Origin of the sequence: Mesorhizobium sp. M7A.F.Ca.US.005.03.1.1, assembly GCF_003997975.1 — a bacterium.
GTDB lineage: Bacteria > Pseudomonadota > Alphaproteobacteria > Rhizobiales > Rhizobiaceae > Mesorhizobium > Mesorhizobium ciceri.
On sequence record NZ_RZRO01000002.1, the window covers coordinates 56,335 to 73,105 of the forward strand.

Annotated in this window: 14 protein-coding genes; 4 read left to right on the forward strand and 10 right to left on the reverse strand. The window is 60.1% G+C overall.

Annotation, left to right across the window (positions count from 1 at the left end):
* Window positions 1-94 precede the first annotated feature (94 nt).
* Complete coding sequence (locus EN990_RS01315; RefSeq protein ID WP_013530419.1) at window positions 95-1,012, forward strand: LysR substrate-binding domain-containing protein; 918 nt, start codon at window positions 95-97, stop codon at window positions 1,010-1,012.
* Window positions 1,013-1,413: 401 nt separating this feature from the next.
* Here EN990_RS01315 and EN990_RS01320 read toward each other — a convergent pair whose 3' ends face one another.
* Window positions 1,414-2,811, reverse strand: coding sequence for a YcaO-like family protein (locus tag EN990_RS01320; protein ID WP_127388232.1), 1,398 nt, complete (start codon window positions 2,809-2,811; stop codon window positions 1,414-1,416).
* A gap of 165 nt (window positions 2,812-2,976) precedes the next feature.
* Here EN990_RS01320 and EN990_RS01325 point away from each other — a divergent pair, with 165 nt between their 5' ends.
* The gene (locus EN990_RS01325) at window positions 2,977-4,887 is read left to right on the forward strand and encodes a hypothetical protein (protein WP_127388233.1); all 1,911 of its coding nucleotides are present in this window, start codon (window positions 2,977-2,979) and stop codon (window positions 4,885-4,887) included.
* Window positions 4,888-4,922: 35 nt separating this feature from the next.
* On the opposite strand, the gene EN990_RS01330 is transcribed toward EN990_RS01325, so the two are convergent.
* The 5 genes from EN990_RS01330 to EN990_RS01350 form a co-directional block, all read right to left on the reverse strand.
* Window positions 4,923-5,324: a hypothetical protein gene (locus tag EN990_RS01330; RefSeq protein ID WP_013530422.1), complete on the reverse strand. Its 402-nt coding sequence runs from the start codon at window positions 5,322-5,324 to the stop codon at window positions 4,923-4,925.
* 54 nt (window positions 5,325-5,378) lie between these two features.
* A complete protein-coding gene (locus tag EN990_RS01335; RefSeq protein WP_127369012.1) occupies window positions 5,379-7,046 on the reverse strand; it encodes a peroxidase family protein in 1,668 nt (555 codons plus the stop codon).
* 136 nt (window positions 7,047-7,182) lie between these two features.
* The gene (locus tag EN990_RS01340; protein WP_245460968.1) at window positions 7,183-8,058 is read right to left on the reverse strand and encodes a DMT family transporter; all 876 of its coding nucleotides are present in this window, start codon (window positions 8,056-8,058) and stop codon (window positions 7,183-7,185) included.
* A gap of 138 nt (window positions 8,059-8,196) precedes the next feature.
* Window positions 8,197-8,895 (reverse strand): TIGR00730 family Rossman fold protein, encoded by a 699-nt coding sequence (locus EN990_RS01345; RefSeq protein WP_063172726.1) that lies wholly within the window; start codon window positions 8,893-8,895, stop codon window positions 8,197-8,199.
* 38 nt (window positions 8,896-8,933) lie between these two features.
* On the reverse strand, window positions 8,934-9,704 hold the full coding sequence (locus tag EN990_RS01350) for a hypothetical protein (protein ID WP_127369013.1): 771 nt from the start codon (window positions 9,702-9,704) through the stop codon (window positions 8,934-8,936).
* Window positions 9,705-10,529: 825 nt separating this feature from the next.
* On the opposite strand from EN990_RS01350, the gene EN990_RS01355 reads away from it, so the two are divergent.
* The gene (locus tag EN990_RS01355) at window positions 10,530-10,727 is read left to right on the forward strand and encodes a hypothetical protein (protein ID WP_013530427.1); all 198 of its coding nucleotides are present in this window, start codon (window positions 10,530-10,532) and stop codon (window positions 10,725-10,727) included.
* 145 nt (window positions 10,728-10,872) lie between these two features.
* Here EN990_RS01355 and EN990_RS01360 read toward each other — a convergent pair whose 3' ends face one another.
* Window positions 10,873-11,391: a ferritin-like domain-containing protein gene (locus EN990_RS01360; protein WP_013530428.1), complete on the reverse strand. Its 519-nt coding sequence runs from the start codon at window positions 11,389-11,391 to the stop codon at window positions 10,873-10,875.
* Window positions 11,392-11,833: 442 nt separating this feature from the next.
* Here EN990_RS01360 and EN990_RS01365 point away from each other — a divergent pair, with 442 nt between their 5' ends.
* The gene (locus tag EN990_RS01365) at window positions 11,834-13,396 is read left to right on the forward strand and encodes a GMC family oxidoreductase N-terminal domain-containing protein (protein ID WP_127384591.1); all 1,563 of its coding nucleotides are present in this window, start codon (window positions 11,834-11,836) and stop codon (window positions 13,394-13,396) included.
* Between the two features lie 65 nt (window positions 13,397-13,461).
* Here the strand turns inward: EN990_RS01365 and EN990_RS01370 are convergent, their stop codons facing one another.
* Genes EN990_RS01370 through EN990_RS01380 form a run of 3 tightly spaced genes read right to left on the reverse strand, consistent with a single transcriptional unit; the run spans window position 13,462 to window position 16,765 of the window.
* Entirely contained in the window at window positions 13,462-14,988 is a 1,527-nt protein-coding gene (locus EN990_RS01370) for an aldehyde dehydrogenase family protein (RefSeq protein WP_063173762.1), read from the reverse strand.
* Entirely contained in the window at window positions 14,988-15,794 is an 807-nt protein-coding gene (locus EN990_RS01375; RefSeq protein WP_013530431.1) for a creatininase family protein, read from the reverse strand. The genes EN990_RS01370 and EN990_RS01375 overlap by 1 nt, the downstream gene beginning before the upstream one ends.
* The gene (locus EN990_RS01380; RefSeq protein WP_024503985.1) at window positions 15,791-16,765 is read right to left on the reverse strand and encodes an ABC transporter permease; all 975 of its coding nucleotides are present in this window, start codon (window positions 16,763-16,765) and stop codon (window positions 15,791-15,793) included. Before EN990_RS01380 ends, EN990_RS01375 begins: the two co-directional genes overlap by 4 nt.
* Window positions 16,766-16,771 lie beyond the last annotated feature (6 nt).

Sequence of the window (16,771 nt, forward strand, 5' to 3'; positions counted from 1 at the left end):
ACGAATATCTTGCGGGCCTGGGACGACATAGGGCTTGCATCTGCGTTCTATTTTAGAAAAACTAAATCAAGCTGACCCCAGGATCGTTGCCCAGGTGAAGAAGACGCCCCCACTGCGTGCGATACAGGCCTTCGAGGCTTTCGGGAGGCGTGGCAGTGTGACGGCGGCCGCCAACGAACTCGGCGTCTCCGTCGGCGCGGTCAGCCAGCAGATCCGCAAGGCCGAAGACGCCCTGGAGGCGCGGCTTTTGGAACGGCGCGGCAGGAGTGTCGCCCTTACCGCGCTGGGCCGCGTTTACCACGCAGCGGTTGCCGTCGGCTTCGAACACATTCGCGACGCCCAGGATCTCATCGAACAGGCCCGGTCCGCGGACACTTTGACCATCTCCTGCCTGCCGTCGTTGGCCAGCAAATGGATCGGCCCGCAGCTCCTGGATTGGCAGGTCGACCACCCCGGCGCGACCGTGCGGCTGGTGGGCGCCGAGACGGAGCCAAGGCTGGGCGCCGAACAAGTTGACTTCCGTATTTCGTACGGCACGAAATATCGTGATTTCGAGCACTACACCGAACTGTTCACCGACTGGGTGGTGCCGGCCTGCTCGCCGACGCTGCTGGCGAAACATCCGGTCGGAAAGCCCGCCGATATTCTCGATCTGCCGCTTCTCAGCATCGAATGGGCCCGCGATCACCGCTCGCCGCCGACATGGGCGGAATGGGCCGCAAGCATCGGCGCGGTGCACCGCAGAACATCCGGCGAAGTGGCCTTTTCCCTGTCGAGCGCGGCGATCGATGCGGCGGCCAACGGAAGGGGCTTTGTGCTGGCGCAACTGTCGATGGCTGCCGACGATATCGCGTCGGGCAGGCTCGTCGCCCCGTTCGACAAGCGGATCAGGCTGCCGGAACCTTATTTTTTGGCTTGGGATCGGGCCATTCTTGAGAAGCCTTTTGGTCCTGAGCTGCGAGCCTGGATTGTTTCGATTTCCAAGCGACTGGGCGCAACCTTAGCCGGATAGTCGAACACCGATCTGGAGACACAAGTTTGCATCTGCCGAGTTCGCGCGCACCAGCGTCTTAAGAGATCCAGACATTGATCGGCGGTGTGCGGTCCCACGGATTGCTTCAGTTTGCCCTAAATATCTCGACAAAAGTCCGCTTTTTTCGCCCTTCTTGCACCGCTAGCCGTCGGGCGGCTTTGCGACCCAAAACAGCAGCGTTCGCGCCCTCAAGTCAACAGGGGTTCACTCAACTTCCCCGCTGTACGAGATCCCGGCGAACTCGGAGCCCCTGCTTGAGCAAATCCCGACGTACACGAAGTCCTGGCCCCGCCCCACCATCGTAACGCCGGCTTCCTCATCAGCGTCCTGTAACCGGCGGCGGGTCTCCAACGTGACCGTGTCGTCATTGCCTGTAACAATTAGATCAAAAGTTTTCTGGCCTGCGAGAGGCGGCCTGCTGTTTTGCTCGAATCACTTGCGATGGAAGGTGCGGCGTTTCGGTGGCAGCCCCAGCGCGCTTTGAAATGGGATAATCCCTCGCAGATCGCCTTTGCAACGGGGATACCAATCTCGGATCGCGAAAGATCGGCGAACCAGACCTGCGAACCACAAACTTCGCCGATTTCATTCAGCAGGTCGGTGACGTTGCTTTCGCCAGCGCTTTCCAGGCCGTCGGCAGGCTTGCCGATGGCGAAACGAAAGTTGCGCACGTCAGCGAAACGCTTCCAGCGGGTCATCCGACGATCGTCATCGCTCATCGTTTTATTACGGGGCCGTTCTGCCCTTTCGGCATGGGCCTGCATCGCAGCTTCGGATTGTATCAATTCCAAAAACGCGGACCGGGCGGCAGCAACCATATCGAAGCTGCACCCGAAACCCACCGCCATATGCTCGCCACTGTCTTCGCAGCTGATCGCCGCCGTCACGATGGCCGTGCGGAAGGACGAGATATCGAGAAGCCAGAGCCTGCGTCCCGTTTCTTGGCGATGCTGCTGGATGTGAGACGCCAAGCCTTGGTCATCAAGCCGCGCGATATCCAGCCGCTTTCTCAGGGAGCCTCGGTGCCACCATATCCCTGTGGCGTCTCGTTCGACGAGTTCAAGCAAGGCGCGGGTTCTTGCATCGGCCCGCGTTGTGCCAGCGGCGCAACCATTGGTGTCGACGTTCAAGCTGCAATCGCCATATGCGACGTCACCAAAGCGGCCATAGCAGAGAAACGCCGGACAAAGCGCGACCCTATCGTCATGGAAGCTGCGAACGGACGCCCATAGCTGGGGATTGTTCAGATGATCCGTTGAAGGGATACTGTCCCAGCCACGCCACACTCTGTTGAGCCGATCGCGATGTCGGATCTGTTCCAGCGAAAAGCCCAACACCTGAATCGCATCGATCCTCATTCCATCGCCTGGAGAGCCGATGCGTGCTGACGCCGTGATGTCTTCGGCTCTGCAGGCCCAGCTGGAAATCTCCGCGGCCTCTCCGAGGCAAGACAGCACGGCCGTGCCGGCATCAAAGCCTTTGCCACTTGCTGTGAATCGTTTCTCATTCCCTTCGAATGGAGCAATGTTGGACATAGCCAGGAATCCACCCGGAACATCGAACACTTCAACGCCAATGTCGTAGCGTGTCGCGAAGTGCAAAAGGGGCAGCCCATTCTCGGGCGCAGCGACAAGGGTCGCAGCCAGATTCTCCAAAACATCCAAATCATCTTCACTCGACTGGCGGTCCCAGGTCGGGTCGTCTTGGTTCACCGTCATCGGCCGGTCGTGATGCATCAGCAGAGCAAGCGTTATCCAATGCGACCCGCGCAACAGCATGTTGGCTCTTTCAATATCTTGGCTTCTGCTGTTTACGTAGGGTAAGCGGTGGGCGCCCGTTGGCGACCGAGACGATAGCCGGCGGAGTTGACAATTTCCACAGACGGTCTGGCGATTAGGCTAATCGGCGGTTTCGAGCTTCGCAAGGGCTCGGAGACGTTCTCGTTGGGCAAGCGGAAGGCCTGCGCGATTCTCGCCTATCTGTTACTGAGCGGCAGGTCACGCGAGACGCGCGGGCGACTGGCGGCATTGCTTTGGAGCGAGCAGGACGAGGAGCATGCGCGCGGATCACTGCGCCAGTGTATAAAGGATCTCCGACGCCTGGCAAGCGAGACCAGGCTTAATTACCTCGCGGTCGACAAGCTCGTCCTGGGAATCGATCCGACTGCAATCCGTTCCGACATCGATGAGCTTGAACGTGCGCTCGACGACCGCAATTATGACGGTGCGCTGCTCCTGCTGGCCAAAGCCAGGGATGGACTTTGCGCCGGGTTGGACGATTGCGATCCTGTCTTCGACAACTGGCTGAGAATGCAGTCGACGATGATAACCGACAGGCTGGTGACACGGCTCGCAGCCTGGCTGGCGGCCGAGACAGACCCGAGACAGCGCAAATCCATCGCTGCGTGCATCCTGCAACTTGATCCGTTTTTCGACGATGCCGTGGTGGAGACCATTCGGAGGGTCTGTGAGGAAAGCGGTTATGCCCGCGCCCTAGCGTTCTTCGACCGCTACGCGGCCGAACTCAAAGCGGACATGGATCTGCGACCACCGGCAGAAATCCTCCACCTTCTAGAGGCGCTCAAGCCGGGCAACGACGGTGAAAAGCGGGCGGCTGACCCCGACCTTGCGCAAGGCGATCACGACAGCCGCATCCCAGGGAAGCCGACAATCGCCATCATCATTGCCAGGCGCGAAGCAGAGAACGAGCACCTGCAATTTGCCTTGGCGACAGAGCTTCTGGCTTCGATTTCCCGATTTAGGCATTGGACAGCCGTGTCAACGGAGTTGCAAGCCGGCGAATTCTCACTGGATCAGATGCATCAGGCGGCAGGCGAACACGTGGATATCGGCGTCCTCATCCGTCTGATCGACACGGATGGACCAGCAGTGTTCCAAATTACCTGCTATGACTTCCTGCAAGAAGGAGAAGCCTTCGTTCTCACCGTTCCGTCGGATCCGTCTTCCTGGCGCTCGGCCTTCAATGAAGTTTGCGCACGCTTTTCCGCGCGCCTGCAGATTGCCTTGTCCAGTGCCAGGCTGCATCGCATATCGCAAGCTTCCCCGAACCATTTCTCGGCCTATGATTGCTGGCTGGACGGACAGCGGCTTTCGATCATGTGGCGAAAGGACACCGAAGAAGCTGCCATCGCCCGCTACGAGGAAGCCATCCGGCTTGATCCCGATCTGTCCTGCGCCTATTCCAGCCTCGCTGCGGTGCTCAACTCGCGTTGGATCGTCGTTCCGGGTGCATCGTCGATCGAGCAGGATCTAAAGCGCGCATTCGAACTGGCCAAGCGTTCGGTCCTGCTCGACCCATTCGACCACCGCAACCAGGTAAATCTGGCCTGGAGCCACCTTCTGGCGCGACGCTGGGAGCTGGCCGATTTTCACTTCAGCCTTGCACATGAGCAAAATGCCGGGAACCCCGCGACGTTGATTGCCTACGCGCTGGCCAGCTCCTTCATGGGTGATCATCAACGGGCATCGGAGCTTTCGAAGCGCAGTTTCGACCTCAATCCCATGCCCGACGCTCACTATCATGGCTACCAGGCGACCATTGCCTTTCTCGCCAATGATCTGGAGGGGTGCGTGGCCGCTGCGGTCAAGAGCGATCAACTGTTCGCCGACATCCACGGCTGGTCGGCGGCGGCACTTGCGTTGCTGAAACGCAACCGCGAGGCCGGGGATGAGTTCAGACGTTTTCTACGCAACCTAACGGCGGCGTGGCAAGGGCCGGGTAGGCTTGACCGCGCTGTCGCCGTGGAGTGGTTCAAGACCGCTTTTCCGATCCGGTTACCAGTCGATCAGGAGAAGCTGGCCCGTGGCATCGAATTGGCAGCCCAGTCGGGCTGACACGGCCGAACCGTTGCTCGCAATTGCGCCGGGTTTCACTTGCAGCGTGACATCACGTAGTCGCCGAGGCGCTTATGATATGCGCTCAAACGGTTTTTCTTTATTTGATCGGGCGGGCCGGCGTTCGGGTCGAGATTGTAGTGATCGGGAAATGTATAGTCCTCACCGGGTCCATCCGCCGGCGCAATGGTGGCGATCGTTTGCTCGACGTCGCCGGTGAAGGGAAAGGCGATGTTCACGATCAGGTCTTGGTCGAAGTATGGTTGGATGGTGATCTCCTCCCAGGTTTTGTCCCTGGGCGTCATGAACCCACGCAGCAGGTCCTTCATCGCCTCCTGATCTCCACTTCTGAAGATCGCTTGCTTGGCCGGATCCTTGATCAGGTCTCGGATGAATTCGCCAAGCGCCTCGAACTGCACATCTTTGAACTTCACCATGTCCACTTCCCCCGCTAAACCAGATTGAGCACTGTAGCGCTGCCGTTATCAGCGCTATTGAAAACCCTGACTGCCGAGCAGGCCGCCAAGCACTTCATCCGATACCTTCGCAGTATCATTGAGATCGAGCAGTCCTGCCAGCGTTTTTGGCTCTACGTCCGGAATGAGCCTGCGAGAGGTGATATCCGTATCGGCAGCCTTGAACAGTGCGGATGCGATCGTGGCGGCCACCACATAGGAGCCAACTGGGCCAAGATGGCTGCCGTCATTACCAAGAACGGACGCCTCCTGGATGATATAGTAGGAGAGAGGTGTTTGCCTCAGGAACTCCGGGTACCGTTGCAAAGCGGCCCGAAGTCGGCCGGCGTTGTAGACGTAACGTTTGGCGCAGGCGGCCGTGGGAAGCATGTCATTGCCCGTCAGGACCGGCACATCGATATTGTTGTCGCCCAGGGCGGTCTTCACCGCACCGGCCACGTCCTGCCCGGATGGCAAACCAAGGTCGTAACAGCGCCAGCAATCCATGAAGGCAACCGGCCGGACTGTGCCGTTCAATTCCGCACTCAGGCCGGCAATCGTCAGTTCTTTCGACAGGAATGGTCCTATGCGCCGGGCACTTTGAGCTTTCGACGGGGTGTCGGCTGAGGCAAACCGGTTCCAGTCGACAATCCAGTTCTCGGGTATTGGAATCTCCCCACCCGGGCGCAGGCTGGAAAAGGACAGCATTTTGCGCAGATTGGCTGGTTCTTCGACCGACCTGTCGTTCACGACATAGAACTGCCGGACCATGGCGTGGGCAAAGCGCGACGCACCGAAGGTGAATTCCAAAGGCAGCGCATTGAAAGTCTCAAGTGCCGAGACTCCGGCGCCAAGAAAATCGTCACTGGCGAAAAAATGGTCCCATATTTCCGGAGCCAGAACTTTTCTCAGATAGTCGTTGATGATCACAGTGCGGTAAACCGAGGTCAGATAGATCCTGGCACGCTTGTAAGCTTCTGCTGGGTCGGTGCCGATGCCAAGCAGTAGATCCACGATCCTGTTGTGGATGCCCATGAGTGTGCAGAGCAGTTGCGACAGGACAAGATTGTCGTCGTTTCGCGGATCCGCCACCAAGGGCCGATAAGGCGATCGTCGACCCTCGACACTGATAAACTTGCCCGAGAAGTCGATGCGCGGCAAATCACGGCCCTGCATGGTCTTACCGTCGACTGGAAGCATACTGTCTTTCATGCAAGGCAAGCCGATCGGAAAGCGGCAGGCCGACAGGTCCGCCCCATCCGCAACATCGTAGAGATGGGCGTCGACGATTGGCCCCCGCCCATAGAGCCCCGAAAGGTCAAGGCTTTGCGAGGACGCGTTCTTCAAATGATGGGTTTTGCCTGTCGGCTTGGGCAATCCGAATATTTGGCTGAAGACGATGTCATGGAACACGAATTGGCCGAAATAGGTAAAACCGGCTGGCGTAGGGCTGAGATCGCTGCCTTCAAGTCCATCGGTCGGGCCGACCATTTCCGCCGTGATGTCCAGCAAGCCTGCCTTGGTGCGGTCGATGGCGCTCTCGTCTTCGGTTGCGTCAAACAAGGCGATCGGCATGTCTGCCAGGGACGGGAAGAGCCTGATGCCTCGCAAGGTCGGCTTGTCGTTGAGGCCGTCGTCTGAATGCTGGTTTGACCGGTTCGGCACGTTAGCGGCTTCGAAGGAGGACGTTTCGCCGTGGAGCATCGAAGTAGACCTCGTTTTCCAGAAGGATGAATGCGGCCAGGCGAGTAGCTTGGCATGAATCCGAGAGTAGAAACAGACTTGCCCGTCGGTGGTTTGAATGGCGCGGCCCCAGAGCAGAACGACATTGCCGAGGCGATCATGACACTGACGGATCGAGCTTCGGGCCCGCCGAGACGGCGGTGAACAGCACACAGGACAGAATGACGCACGCACCCAGAAGCCCGTCGGGCGAAAGCCGTTCACCAAGCAGAGCGGCAGCGGAAATGGCGGCGAACACACCCTCTCCGCTGCAAATCACCGCCGCATGGGACGAAGTGGTGTAGCGCTGTGCAGAAGTCTGCAGGCAAAAGCCGACAGCGGTCGAGAACACACCAAGCATGATGAGTTCTGGCCATGCTGCCATAATTGCCTGAAATGTCATTGTGCCCTGCAGGGCGAAAGGTAGCGTGGCAACGGCCGTCCCGATGAACTGTGCGGCCGCCGTCGCGAAGGGATGGCCATGTGCCTGCACATGCCGCCCGAGTTCGACCGTCCACACTGCAAAACAGATTGCAGTCAGGACGGCGAAAGCGTCGCCGGCGGTTGCCGAACCATTGAAGCCGCCCGCCAGGAGAGCCGATCCCACGACCGTCAGAATTGCGACGAATAGGATCAGTGCACTTGGACGCTCCCTCATGATCAGCCACGCGGCGATCGGCGTGATAACAGTGGAAGCGCTGATAAGGAGGCTCGAGTTCGTCACCGTCGTGCTGACATAGGACAATTGCTGGACCACACAGCCGAGGGCAAAAAGTAGAACCACTCTCGCCACACTTGGAAACCAGCCGGTGTTGGTTTCGGGGTCGCGCTCCCGCACCGCGAATGGCAACGTCACCAGTCCGGCGATCACGCTGGTCAGGAAAACAACCGCCATGGGATCGAGGTGGGCCAGTATGGTCTTGTGGGACACATTGCCCACTCCCCAAATGAGCGCAGCAAGCATTAGCAAGGAATTTGCCTTGAATCTGGACATGATTGATCGCATCACCACAGCGGGCAATGGCTCCAACGGTTTGTGATCGGGTTTGAAAGCGATGATCGGGGCCGACGGACCCCGTCATTGTCGAGGTGGCTGGTGTTGCGCGGAAGAACGCGTCTTTTGGTTCGCGATCTATCCGGGGCCAGCACTCGATATATGTGATCTGCGCAAGACGGGGATGGTGGGCAGCAGGACGGGCTTTGGCGGTTCGTTCTGCTCGAAACTGACGCTGCGCTGAAGAAGCGGAAGGATGGCCTCCGGGGTTGCCGAAACCATTTGCGTGCATCGGGTTGACGAGTTCATGAAGCCAGCCTCAGACATGCTCTCGAAGACGCCGAGAAGTGGTGACCAGAAGCCTTTGAAATTCGCCAGGACCAGCGGCTTGCAGTGCCTTTCCAGCTTGCGAAGCGTCATGACCTCGGTCAGTTCCTCAACGGTTCCGATGCCGCCAGGCAAGGCTACAAATGCATCCGCGTAGTCAAACATGAGCTGTTTGCGGATACTCATGTCGGGAACTGAAATCGTCTGGCATCCCGATAATAGCATTCTCATCCGCTCGATCAGGAACTGCGGGGTGATCGCGATCACGGTTCCACCCCCTTCTGCTGCGGCAATAGCCACCTGGCCCATCAGGCCATCACAGCCACCGCCATAGACCAGGCGAATACCTGCTGCGGCTATCGTCTCGCCAAGGATGGTGGCGCAACGGGCGTGGTCGGGATCGTTGCCAAGCATGGCGCCGCCGAAAACGCAGATCGTGCCGATGCGTCGCTGCAAGGGATAGGAGCGGCCGATCTGTTCTGCGGAATTGTCGGATGATGATCCAAACATGGTGTCTCTCCAAATGAGGTTGGAATAGCGAAGCTTGATCAGCCGGCGGAATGATCGCGGGCTGCGCGAGGTTGGCTCGATCGGAACAGAAGCAGGTCAGCCCAGGACCAGAGCAGGTAACAAACGAGAAGGCTGGCGGGCGTAGACCAATGCTGTGGCTGTTCGACTTCGAATTTGAACAGCGATGCACAGAGTTCTGTCCCGGCGGCGATGAGGGCCGGCAGCCGGCTGAGAAGGACCATGACGCGAAACGGGTCGGGGCCGTATTCCGACAAGTTGAGGATCCGGACACCGGGTCGGTGGCAAGCACTGCCGAATTTTCCAACGGAATGAAGCAGGCCCGATGTCAACGCCAGCAACGGATGGCCAAGTTCAAACAGGGCCAGGCCAAGGCAAACGGCACCAACGCCGGACAGGAAATCACCCAGGCGGTTGAGATTTTCCCTAGGCTTGAGACGCCCGTTCCAGGCGCGATGGTAGATCTCGCCGCTGGCGAAGAAGATCGCCGTCGCCGAGGTCATTGCGATCGCAGCGAAATTGCCGGTCAAATAATGGCTGATGGCGGCCGGCGCGCCTGTCCAGAGGAGTTGGTTCAGATCGCCGGATACGAGAATCTGCGCCGTAATCCCCTGACAAAGACCAATGAGGTTGCCGACATTGTAGGCTCCCCCAGGGCCAGACATCCGTGCCGTTAACGCGCTGCGCCAAGCAAGGAGGCGCGGAGACCGGACCGTGAAGGATGAGGCTGTTTCGCGAGCTGAAATCTCGACTGGGGCTACACGCAGCGGCTTATTGATGTTGAGCGTCATGTCGGGTTCCTCCCTTATGACGCATGCTTTGCAGTGCTCCGCGTGATCTCAACGTGAATTGCGCTGGAATGGGTCCGTCCAGGCTAACAGGCAGATCGCATTGGCGGTCCCTGCAAGGTGACGGTTGATCTACTTCTCTCAATTGCCTCGGCCAGCCTTATCCCGCGGCGAGCTTCTGTGTCGGCGGGGCCTTGCAGCCCTGGCCGACGACATTGTCTAAGCGGGTCGCCTGCCGAGCCTCCATTGACAGCCATCCGGATGCACGGACCGCGAAGACCGGAAATCATCTCTCGACGATCATGCGAAGACACCGGGGAACGATGATCGTTATTTCACGCTGAATTACGCTGAGTTGCCCAACATCACAGCCGCAACGCCAGACTGACATCCGCAAAAGGCTGAGCGGTCGAACCTGAACCTCAACTGAATCCAAGGATGGAATTCGATCATGCTACGCAGCTTGACGAAAACATTCACCGCCATCTCGACAATCGCGGTTCTCATGGCACCTCTGATGACTCCCAATGCGGCCTACGCGAACAGCACCACCGTTCCGCGCAAATGCATAAACGGCGTGGCAAGGTGCGCATCTCGCTATCCAGCAAGCTTTCGAGACCACCCATTTCAATTCAGCGGGACAGTGCAACGCACCTTACTCCCGAGGTTGGCGCAACGCTCTCCGGGTCGGCATCCATCTCAAGCTCCTTCGAACGCCCGGCTTGTCTGAGGGTCTTCACAAAATGTTACGTAAGGGAACGTTCGCGCCTGACTCTTCTTAGGCAATCGAGGCGGTTGTCGCCTCGTGCATTGTGAAGGAGAAGAAGAATGCCCAATCAAGGTGGTAGCCACGAACAGCATGTGAAGGCAGGCCAGCAGAGCCACAAGAATGCCGACAATAAAAACCGTCAGCAACAGCAGGCCGCTGGTGGTGGTCAACGGCAGCAGGGCGATGGATCCGGCATGCGTGGTGGAACCCACGAACAGCACGTGAAAGCTGGCGAACAAAGTCACAAAAACCGCTGATCGCGGGTGATTTCAGCAGACCCACCCCGAAGTATCGGGGTGGGTCTGATTGCATCTGAAAGAGGTGCTATCGACGACGCTGCGGTTGGAGTCGCGAAAGTCGCCCCGGCGACTTTGCCGGGGCGACTTCAGTCAGGACGCCCAGTCAGGCAGCTTGCTCCAGGGCGCGCTCATTGACACCGCCTTCGCCCAGCCCGGAAAGCGCTTCGTCCGTCGCGACCTCCTCTTTCAATGTCTCGTTGAGGAGCTTGACGACGTCGCTCTTGCCAAGCTGTTCAGCCCACGCGACCAACGTGCCGTAGCGCGCGATTTCATAATGTTCGACGGCCTGTGCCGCGCCGACCAGCCCAGCATCCAGGGCTGGGTCGCCCTTGTATTCGTCGAGAATTTCCGACCCTTCCTCAAGAATGCCGTCGATCGCCGGACAGGTTTTGCCGCGAGCCGGTTTGTCCATAAGTTCGAACACTTGCTCGAGCCGATCAACCTGGCCTTCGGTTTCCATGCGATGTTTCTCGAAGGCCGCAGCCACCTCCTCGGATTCGGCGCCCTTTGCCATCTTCGGCAAGGCCTTGAGTATCTTCTTTTCAGCGTAGTAGATGTCCTTCAGCCCATCGAGGAACAAAGCCTCCAGTCCCTTGGTCGTCGCTCTTTTTGCAGTCGCCATGATTTGTCTCCCTTGGATCGTCGTGAAAGCTCACCGGCGGTGTAGCCATGGACTAACTTTCCATGGAAGCAGTTGTTCCCTGGGGGCGACGTGGAAGGGCAGCGCGTCGAACACCGCTTTTATCGAGGGCCGATCGACATCAAAAGGCGATGGACGATGACGGTGTGAGAACCGCCGGCAGGGGGGACGGAAAGCACCGGGGTTCGTCGCGCCGTATGGAGTAGATGGTGAAAAGAGATACTTCCGAGGGGTTCATATACGAAATCATATTTACATATAAAACAAATCATGATGATCTTGCTGTCGTGCAACGGCGGCTAAGGTGGTCGGTTCCGGCGTCCGTCGCCGAGCCTGAATGCCAGCAGATGATCGTGCACAATGAAATCAAAGATGATGTCGCGGTCGAGTGAGCCGTGCATTGGTCGGATGTAGGGAGTGCGGCATGCCCTTTGATGTCATCGTTGTCGGAGCCGGCGCAGCCGGGGCTGTCCTTGCCGCCCGGCTCACCGAAGATGCGGGCACGAACGTGCTTTTGCTGGAAGCGGGGCCGGACTTCCGGAGCGGCGAGCAACCTGCCGAGATGGCGAGTCCAAATCCCTTCAACCTGCTGCTTCCCGATCATTTTCAGCAACAGTATATGTACCCCGACCTGATGGCTCGCCGCACCAAGCGGCAGGAACACCGGGTCTACTGGCGCGGCAAGGGGCTTGGCGGTTCGACGGCCGTCAATGGGCAGATTGCCATTCGCGGCGTGCTCCATGCCTTCGACCGCTGGGAGGAAATCGGATGCAAGGGCTGGTCGGGAGCCGACGTGCTGCCCTTCTTCTGCCGGCTGGAGGATGACCCGATCGCGGCTAATTTTCACGGCAGCGATGGCCCGATTCCGATCTACCGCGCGCCTGTCGAAAGCTGGGGAAGCGTCGACAAGGCCATGCGCCAAAGCGCGATGGCCCTCGGCCATCCCTGGCATGACGATCTCAATGCTCCGGATGCCGAAGGGGCTTGCACCTATCCCATCAACAGTCGAGCCGGCAAGCGCGTGTCGGTCAATGACGGCTATCTGGAAGCTGCCCGCGACCGGCCGAACCTCACCATCATCGGGCAGGCGACGGTGGACAAGGTGCTTTTCGATGGCAAGAAAGCGATCGGCGTTTTGGCCATCGTGGCCGGTCAGGTTCGCAAATTCGAGGCGCCGCTGGTCATCGTCTCGGCCGGCGCCATCCACTCTCCAGTCATCCTGCAGCGCTCGGGCATCGGTCCGGCGGCTCTCTTGAATCGAAAGGACATCGAGGTGCTTGCCGATCTGCCGGTCGGCGAAGGTTTCTTCGACCATCCTTATTGCCGCATCGAACTGAAGCTGAAGCCGGAATTCAAGGCGACCGATGTCGACGCGCGGCATACCAACTGCTGTGTGCGGATGAGTTCCGGTGTGCCGGGTGCCGAGCGCGACGACATCCTCTACGTCGCCATGAACCATGGCGGTATCGGCGTGGAGTCCGACAGCGCCCAGTTCGGCGAGGCCATGGTCAATCTGATCCTGATGGAGGCCAAGAGCCGGGGCACCGTGCAGTTGCGTTCCGCCAATCCCTTCGACCAGCCGATCGTGGAAGAGAACATGCTGGACGATCCAATGGATCTTCAGCGCATGCGTATCGCCTATCGCCACCTTGGCGAGATTGCCCGGCAGGCGCCGATCCAGGCGATCGCCGAGCGCGTCCTGCTGGGGGATTCCGATCTGCCTTTGTCATGGCTCGAAACGGCAAGCGACGAGGAGGTCGACAATTTCCTGCTGGCGCAGTCTTCCGATGCGCAGCATGGGATCGGCGGCTGTTGCATGGGTAGGCCCGGTGAGGCCGTGGTCGATCCGGAATGCCGGGTCTACGGTTTTGAAGGGCTGCGGGTTATCGATGCGTCGATCATGCCGCTCGATTGCCAGGCAAACACCAACCTGACCTCGATCATGATTGGCGAGAAAATGGCCGACAGCCTGCGCCGGTCCATCTGACAGCTCGCTGCCGAACGGCATACGGTCGCACGGGAGGCCCGCGCAAAAGGCGCGGGCCTTGAATGTCAGCGAGTGACGTCCACGGTAATCGTCTTCAGGTCGCACATTTCCATCAGCGTGTGCCGACCCCCGGTGCGGCCGAGGCCGCTCTGCGTCCCGGCGGCGCCGCCGGCAGGAATATGCGGCTCCCAATAGCAGCTCATCTCGTTGATGTTGACGATACCGACCCTCAGGCTTTCAGCAAAGGCAAAGGCGTTCTTGATGGTGCTGGTGAAGACCGCGGCCGACAGGCCGTAGGGGCTGGACGCCGCAAGTTCCATCGCCTCCTCGTCGGTCTCGAAGGTCAGGACGGGTGCAACCGGCCCGAAGGATTCCTCGACGTTGAGCAGGCTTTCCCGGGTCAGTCCTGTGACGATCGACGGCTCGAAATAGAGATTGGTAGCAAAACCCGACGCCACATTGCCGCCGGTGACGATCTCGGCGCCACGAGCGCGGGCGTCCGCAATGTGGCTGAGCACCTTGTCGACGGCGACCGCATTGTTGATCGGCCCCATCGTCGTCGCGGGATCGAAAGGGTCGCCCATTTTCACCTTCGCGGCCGCTTTCACCAGACCTTCGATAAACTGGTCATGGATGGATTTATGCACCAGCACACGTTCGGTGGCCGTGCAGATCTGCCCGGCATTGGCAAAGCAGCCGGCCCCCACCTGGGCGGCGGCCATGTCGATATCGGCATCGGCTAGCACGATGGTCGGACCGTTGCCGCCCATTTCGAGCAGAAGCGGCTTGCCCGCGCCACGCCGGGCGATCAACGCGCCGGTGGCGGAACTGCCGGTGAAGCCGATGGCATGGGTGCCCGGATGAACGACGGCCTCGTCGCCCACCTCCGCACCATCTCCCAGAACGAGATTGATGGCGCCGTCCGGCAAGCCCGCCTCGATGAAGCATTCGACAAGTGCCGTGGCAATCAGCGATGTCGTCGGCGCCGGCACCCAGACAACGGTGTTGCCCGTTGCGACGGCCGGTCCGAGATAGTAGAGGCAGGGCAGGGCGAGCGGGAAATTCCACGGCGTGATGATGGCAAAGATGCCCTTCGGCTGCAGGAAGCTGAAGGCGCGCTTGTTGGCATCGGCCAGGGGAAACGCCGCCGTCTCCAGCCACTTCATCTGCTCTGCCGCATTGCGGAAACCGAGAGCTGCCGCCGATGCTTCGGCCTTTGCCTCGCTGTGGAAGGGCTTACCCTGTTCCAGGCAGAGCAGGTGGGCAAGCTCTTCGGCGCGCCTGTCGATCGCGTCGGCGATGCGCATGCACAATTGAGCGCGTGCGAAGGTTCCCATCTTGCGCATGGTCTCGCGTGCGCCTTCGGCGGCTTTCACCGCGCGACCGACATCGGCGCGGGTGGAAAGGGAGAGATAGCCGAGATGCTCGCCCGTCGAAGGACTATCGATTTTCAGGAATTTGCCCGAGCTGCCGGCAATCCACTCGCCGCCGATGCGGTTGATGCCGATGCGGGCGGCTGCTTCCGGCTCCGAGACGATCGCCATGCCACGCAGGTTGGGGCCTTCGAGAGAAGATTTGAAATGGACTGTCATCATGCGTTCCTTTGGCCGAATTCGGATTGGATGTTCAAAATGGCGGCGCGGCTGCGTTCCACGGCTGCGATGAAAAGTCTGCTGCCGGCCTCCGCGCTTGCCTGCGATGGCGTGCCGATGACGCCGTTGTCGCGGATGGCTTCGAAACGGCGCCAGACGGTGACGGCCGGCGCGGCGTAAAGGTGAGGATCCGGCCAGGATGGCGGAGTGCCGCCTGGCGGGATGAGATCGCGGCGAACGCTGTCGCCAAGCACATGCATCATCAACGACGTTTCAAGCGCGCAAGCGTGACCGGTGCCTGTGGCGGCATCGGGCAGGGCCTGCGCCGCCACGTCGGCGATGAGATCGAAATACGAGAAACCCGCGGTGACGATGCCACGCTTGCCAAGGGTGGTGATCGCCACCTGGATGGCGGCGCGGTTTCCGCCATGGCCGTTCAGCATGACCGGCAGGAAGCCGTCTTCGGCAAGGCAGGTGCAGAGATCGACGAGAACGGCGATGAAGATCTGCGGGCTGAGGCTCATGGTGCCGGAGAAGGAGCGATGATGCTCGGACGAGCCATAGGCGAAAGGTTCGGCGACACGGATGGAGGCCTGTCCTTCCGCCGCGGCGAGCGCAACCGCTTCCGCAAGCCAGCAATCGACGCCGAGCGGCAGATGCGGGCCATGTTGCTCGACAGCGCCGAGCGGTAGAATGACGACGGGTTTATGCACGCCGGCTGTCGCGTGTCTTTCCGTATCCGGGGAGGTCATCAGCGCAAAGCTGGATCCAGGCGGGATCGGCAAGGCCGGAGCTGGCTCGTTCATCGTGCTGCCTCGACAAGCCGGGCCTTGGCGTAGGTCATGCCGGAATCGGCCAGGAGAGCGACCATGATGATTGCTCCCTTGTAGAGTTCGAGGCTGGACGGGTCCGTGCCGAACACCCGAAGCGCCGTCGTCAGCAGGCTGACGATCAGCGCGCCGACGACCGCGCCCCACACCGTTCCCCTGCCGCCGAAAATACTGGTGCCGCCAAGTACGGCCGCGGCGATCGCGTCCAGAAGCAGCGAGGTCCCGCCGATGTTGGGCGTCACGACCGGCACCCGGCTGATCATGATCACGGCTGTCAGGAAGACGAAGATACTGGAGGCGCAATAGACGAGGATCGTGTGTTTCGTCACCGGGATGCCGGCAAGTTCCGCGGCTCCGGCATCCGACCCGAGCGCATAGGTACGCAGCCCGAAACGGCTGTGCCGCATCAGGATTGCTGCTACGGCGACGATCAGCAGCGTTGCGAAAATGACATTGGGAATGCCGAAGCTGCGTTCGATGCCGACCGCGCGAAGCGTCGGATCCTTCAGCATCAGGACGCCTTTGGAGGCAACGGCAAGCGTTGCGCCCTGCAGCGCGACCATTGTGGCCAATGTCGTCACGAAGGGCGGTATCTTCAACAGTGCGATAACGGCGCCGTTCGCGAGGCCGATCACCACCATCACGGCAAAGCCGACGAGCAAGGCAAGCGGCAGGCTGGCGCCGCCGTCGATCAGGCTGGCGATGAAGACGGCACAGAAGGCGACGCCGACGCCGGCGGACAGGTCGATGCCTGCCGTCAGCAGAACGATCAGGGCGCCAAGCGCCAGTATGGCGATCGGGGTCGCCTGGGCGACGATGTTGATGAGGCTGGCGGTTGAAACGATGCGGGCGTCGATGAGCGCGAAGATCGCCAGCAGGATGACCAGCAGGATCAACGGCGAGAGGTCGAGAAAGCGCCTGCACCAAATGTTCTGTTGGCGGGTCATGAGGGT

Coding starts and splice junctions, on each gene's coding strand:
- EN990_RS01320 (WP_127388232.1), bottom strand. CDS start 2,811: ATGCTGTTGCGCGGGTCGCATTGGATAACGCTTGCTCTGCTGATGCAT.
- EN990_RS01330 (WP_013530422.1), bottom strand. CDS start 5,324: ATGGTGAAGTTCAAAGATGTGCAGTTCGAGGCGCTTGGCGAATTCATC.
- EN990_RS01335 (WP_127369012.1), bottom strand. CDS start 7,046: ATGCTCCACGGCGAAACGTCCTCCTTCGAAGCCGCTAACGTGCCGAAC.
- EN990_RS01340 (WP_245460968.1), bottom strand. CDS start 8,058: ATGTCCAGATTCAAGGCAAATTCCTTGCTAATGCTTGCTGCGCTCATT.
- EN990_RS01345 (WP_063172726.1), bottom strand. CDS start 8,895: ATGTTTGGATCATCATCCGACAATTCCGCAGAACAGATCGGCCGCTCC.
- EN990_RS01350 (WP_127369013.1), bottom strand. CDS start 9,704: ATGACGCTCAACATCAATAAGCCGCTGCGTGTAGCCCCAGTCGAGATT.
- EN990_RS01355 (WP_013530427.1), top strand. CDS start 10,530: ATGCCCAATCAAGGTGGTAGCCACGAACAGCATGTGAAGGCAGGCCAG.
- EN990_RS01360 (WP_013530428.1), bottom strand. CDS start 11,391: ATGGCGACTGCAAAAAGAGCGACGACCAAGGGACTGGAGGCTTTGTTC.
- EN990_RS01365 (WP_127384591.1), top strand. CDS start 11,834: ATGCCCTTTGATGTCATCGTTGTCGGAGCCGGCGCAGCCGGGGCTGTC.
- EN990_RS01370 (WP_063173762.1), bottom strand. CDS start 14,988: ATGACAGTCCATTTCAAATCTTCTCTCGAAGGCCCCAACCTGCGTGGC.
- EN990_RS01375 (WP_013530431.1), bottom strand. CDS start 15,794: ATGAACGAGCCAGCTCCGGCCTTGCCGATCCCGCCTGGATCCAGCTTT.
- EN990_RS01380 (WP_024503985.1), bottom strand. CDS start 16,765: ATGACCCGCCAACAGAACATTTGGTGCAGGCGCTTTCTCGACCTCTCG.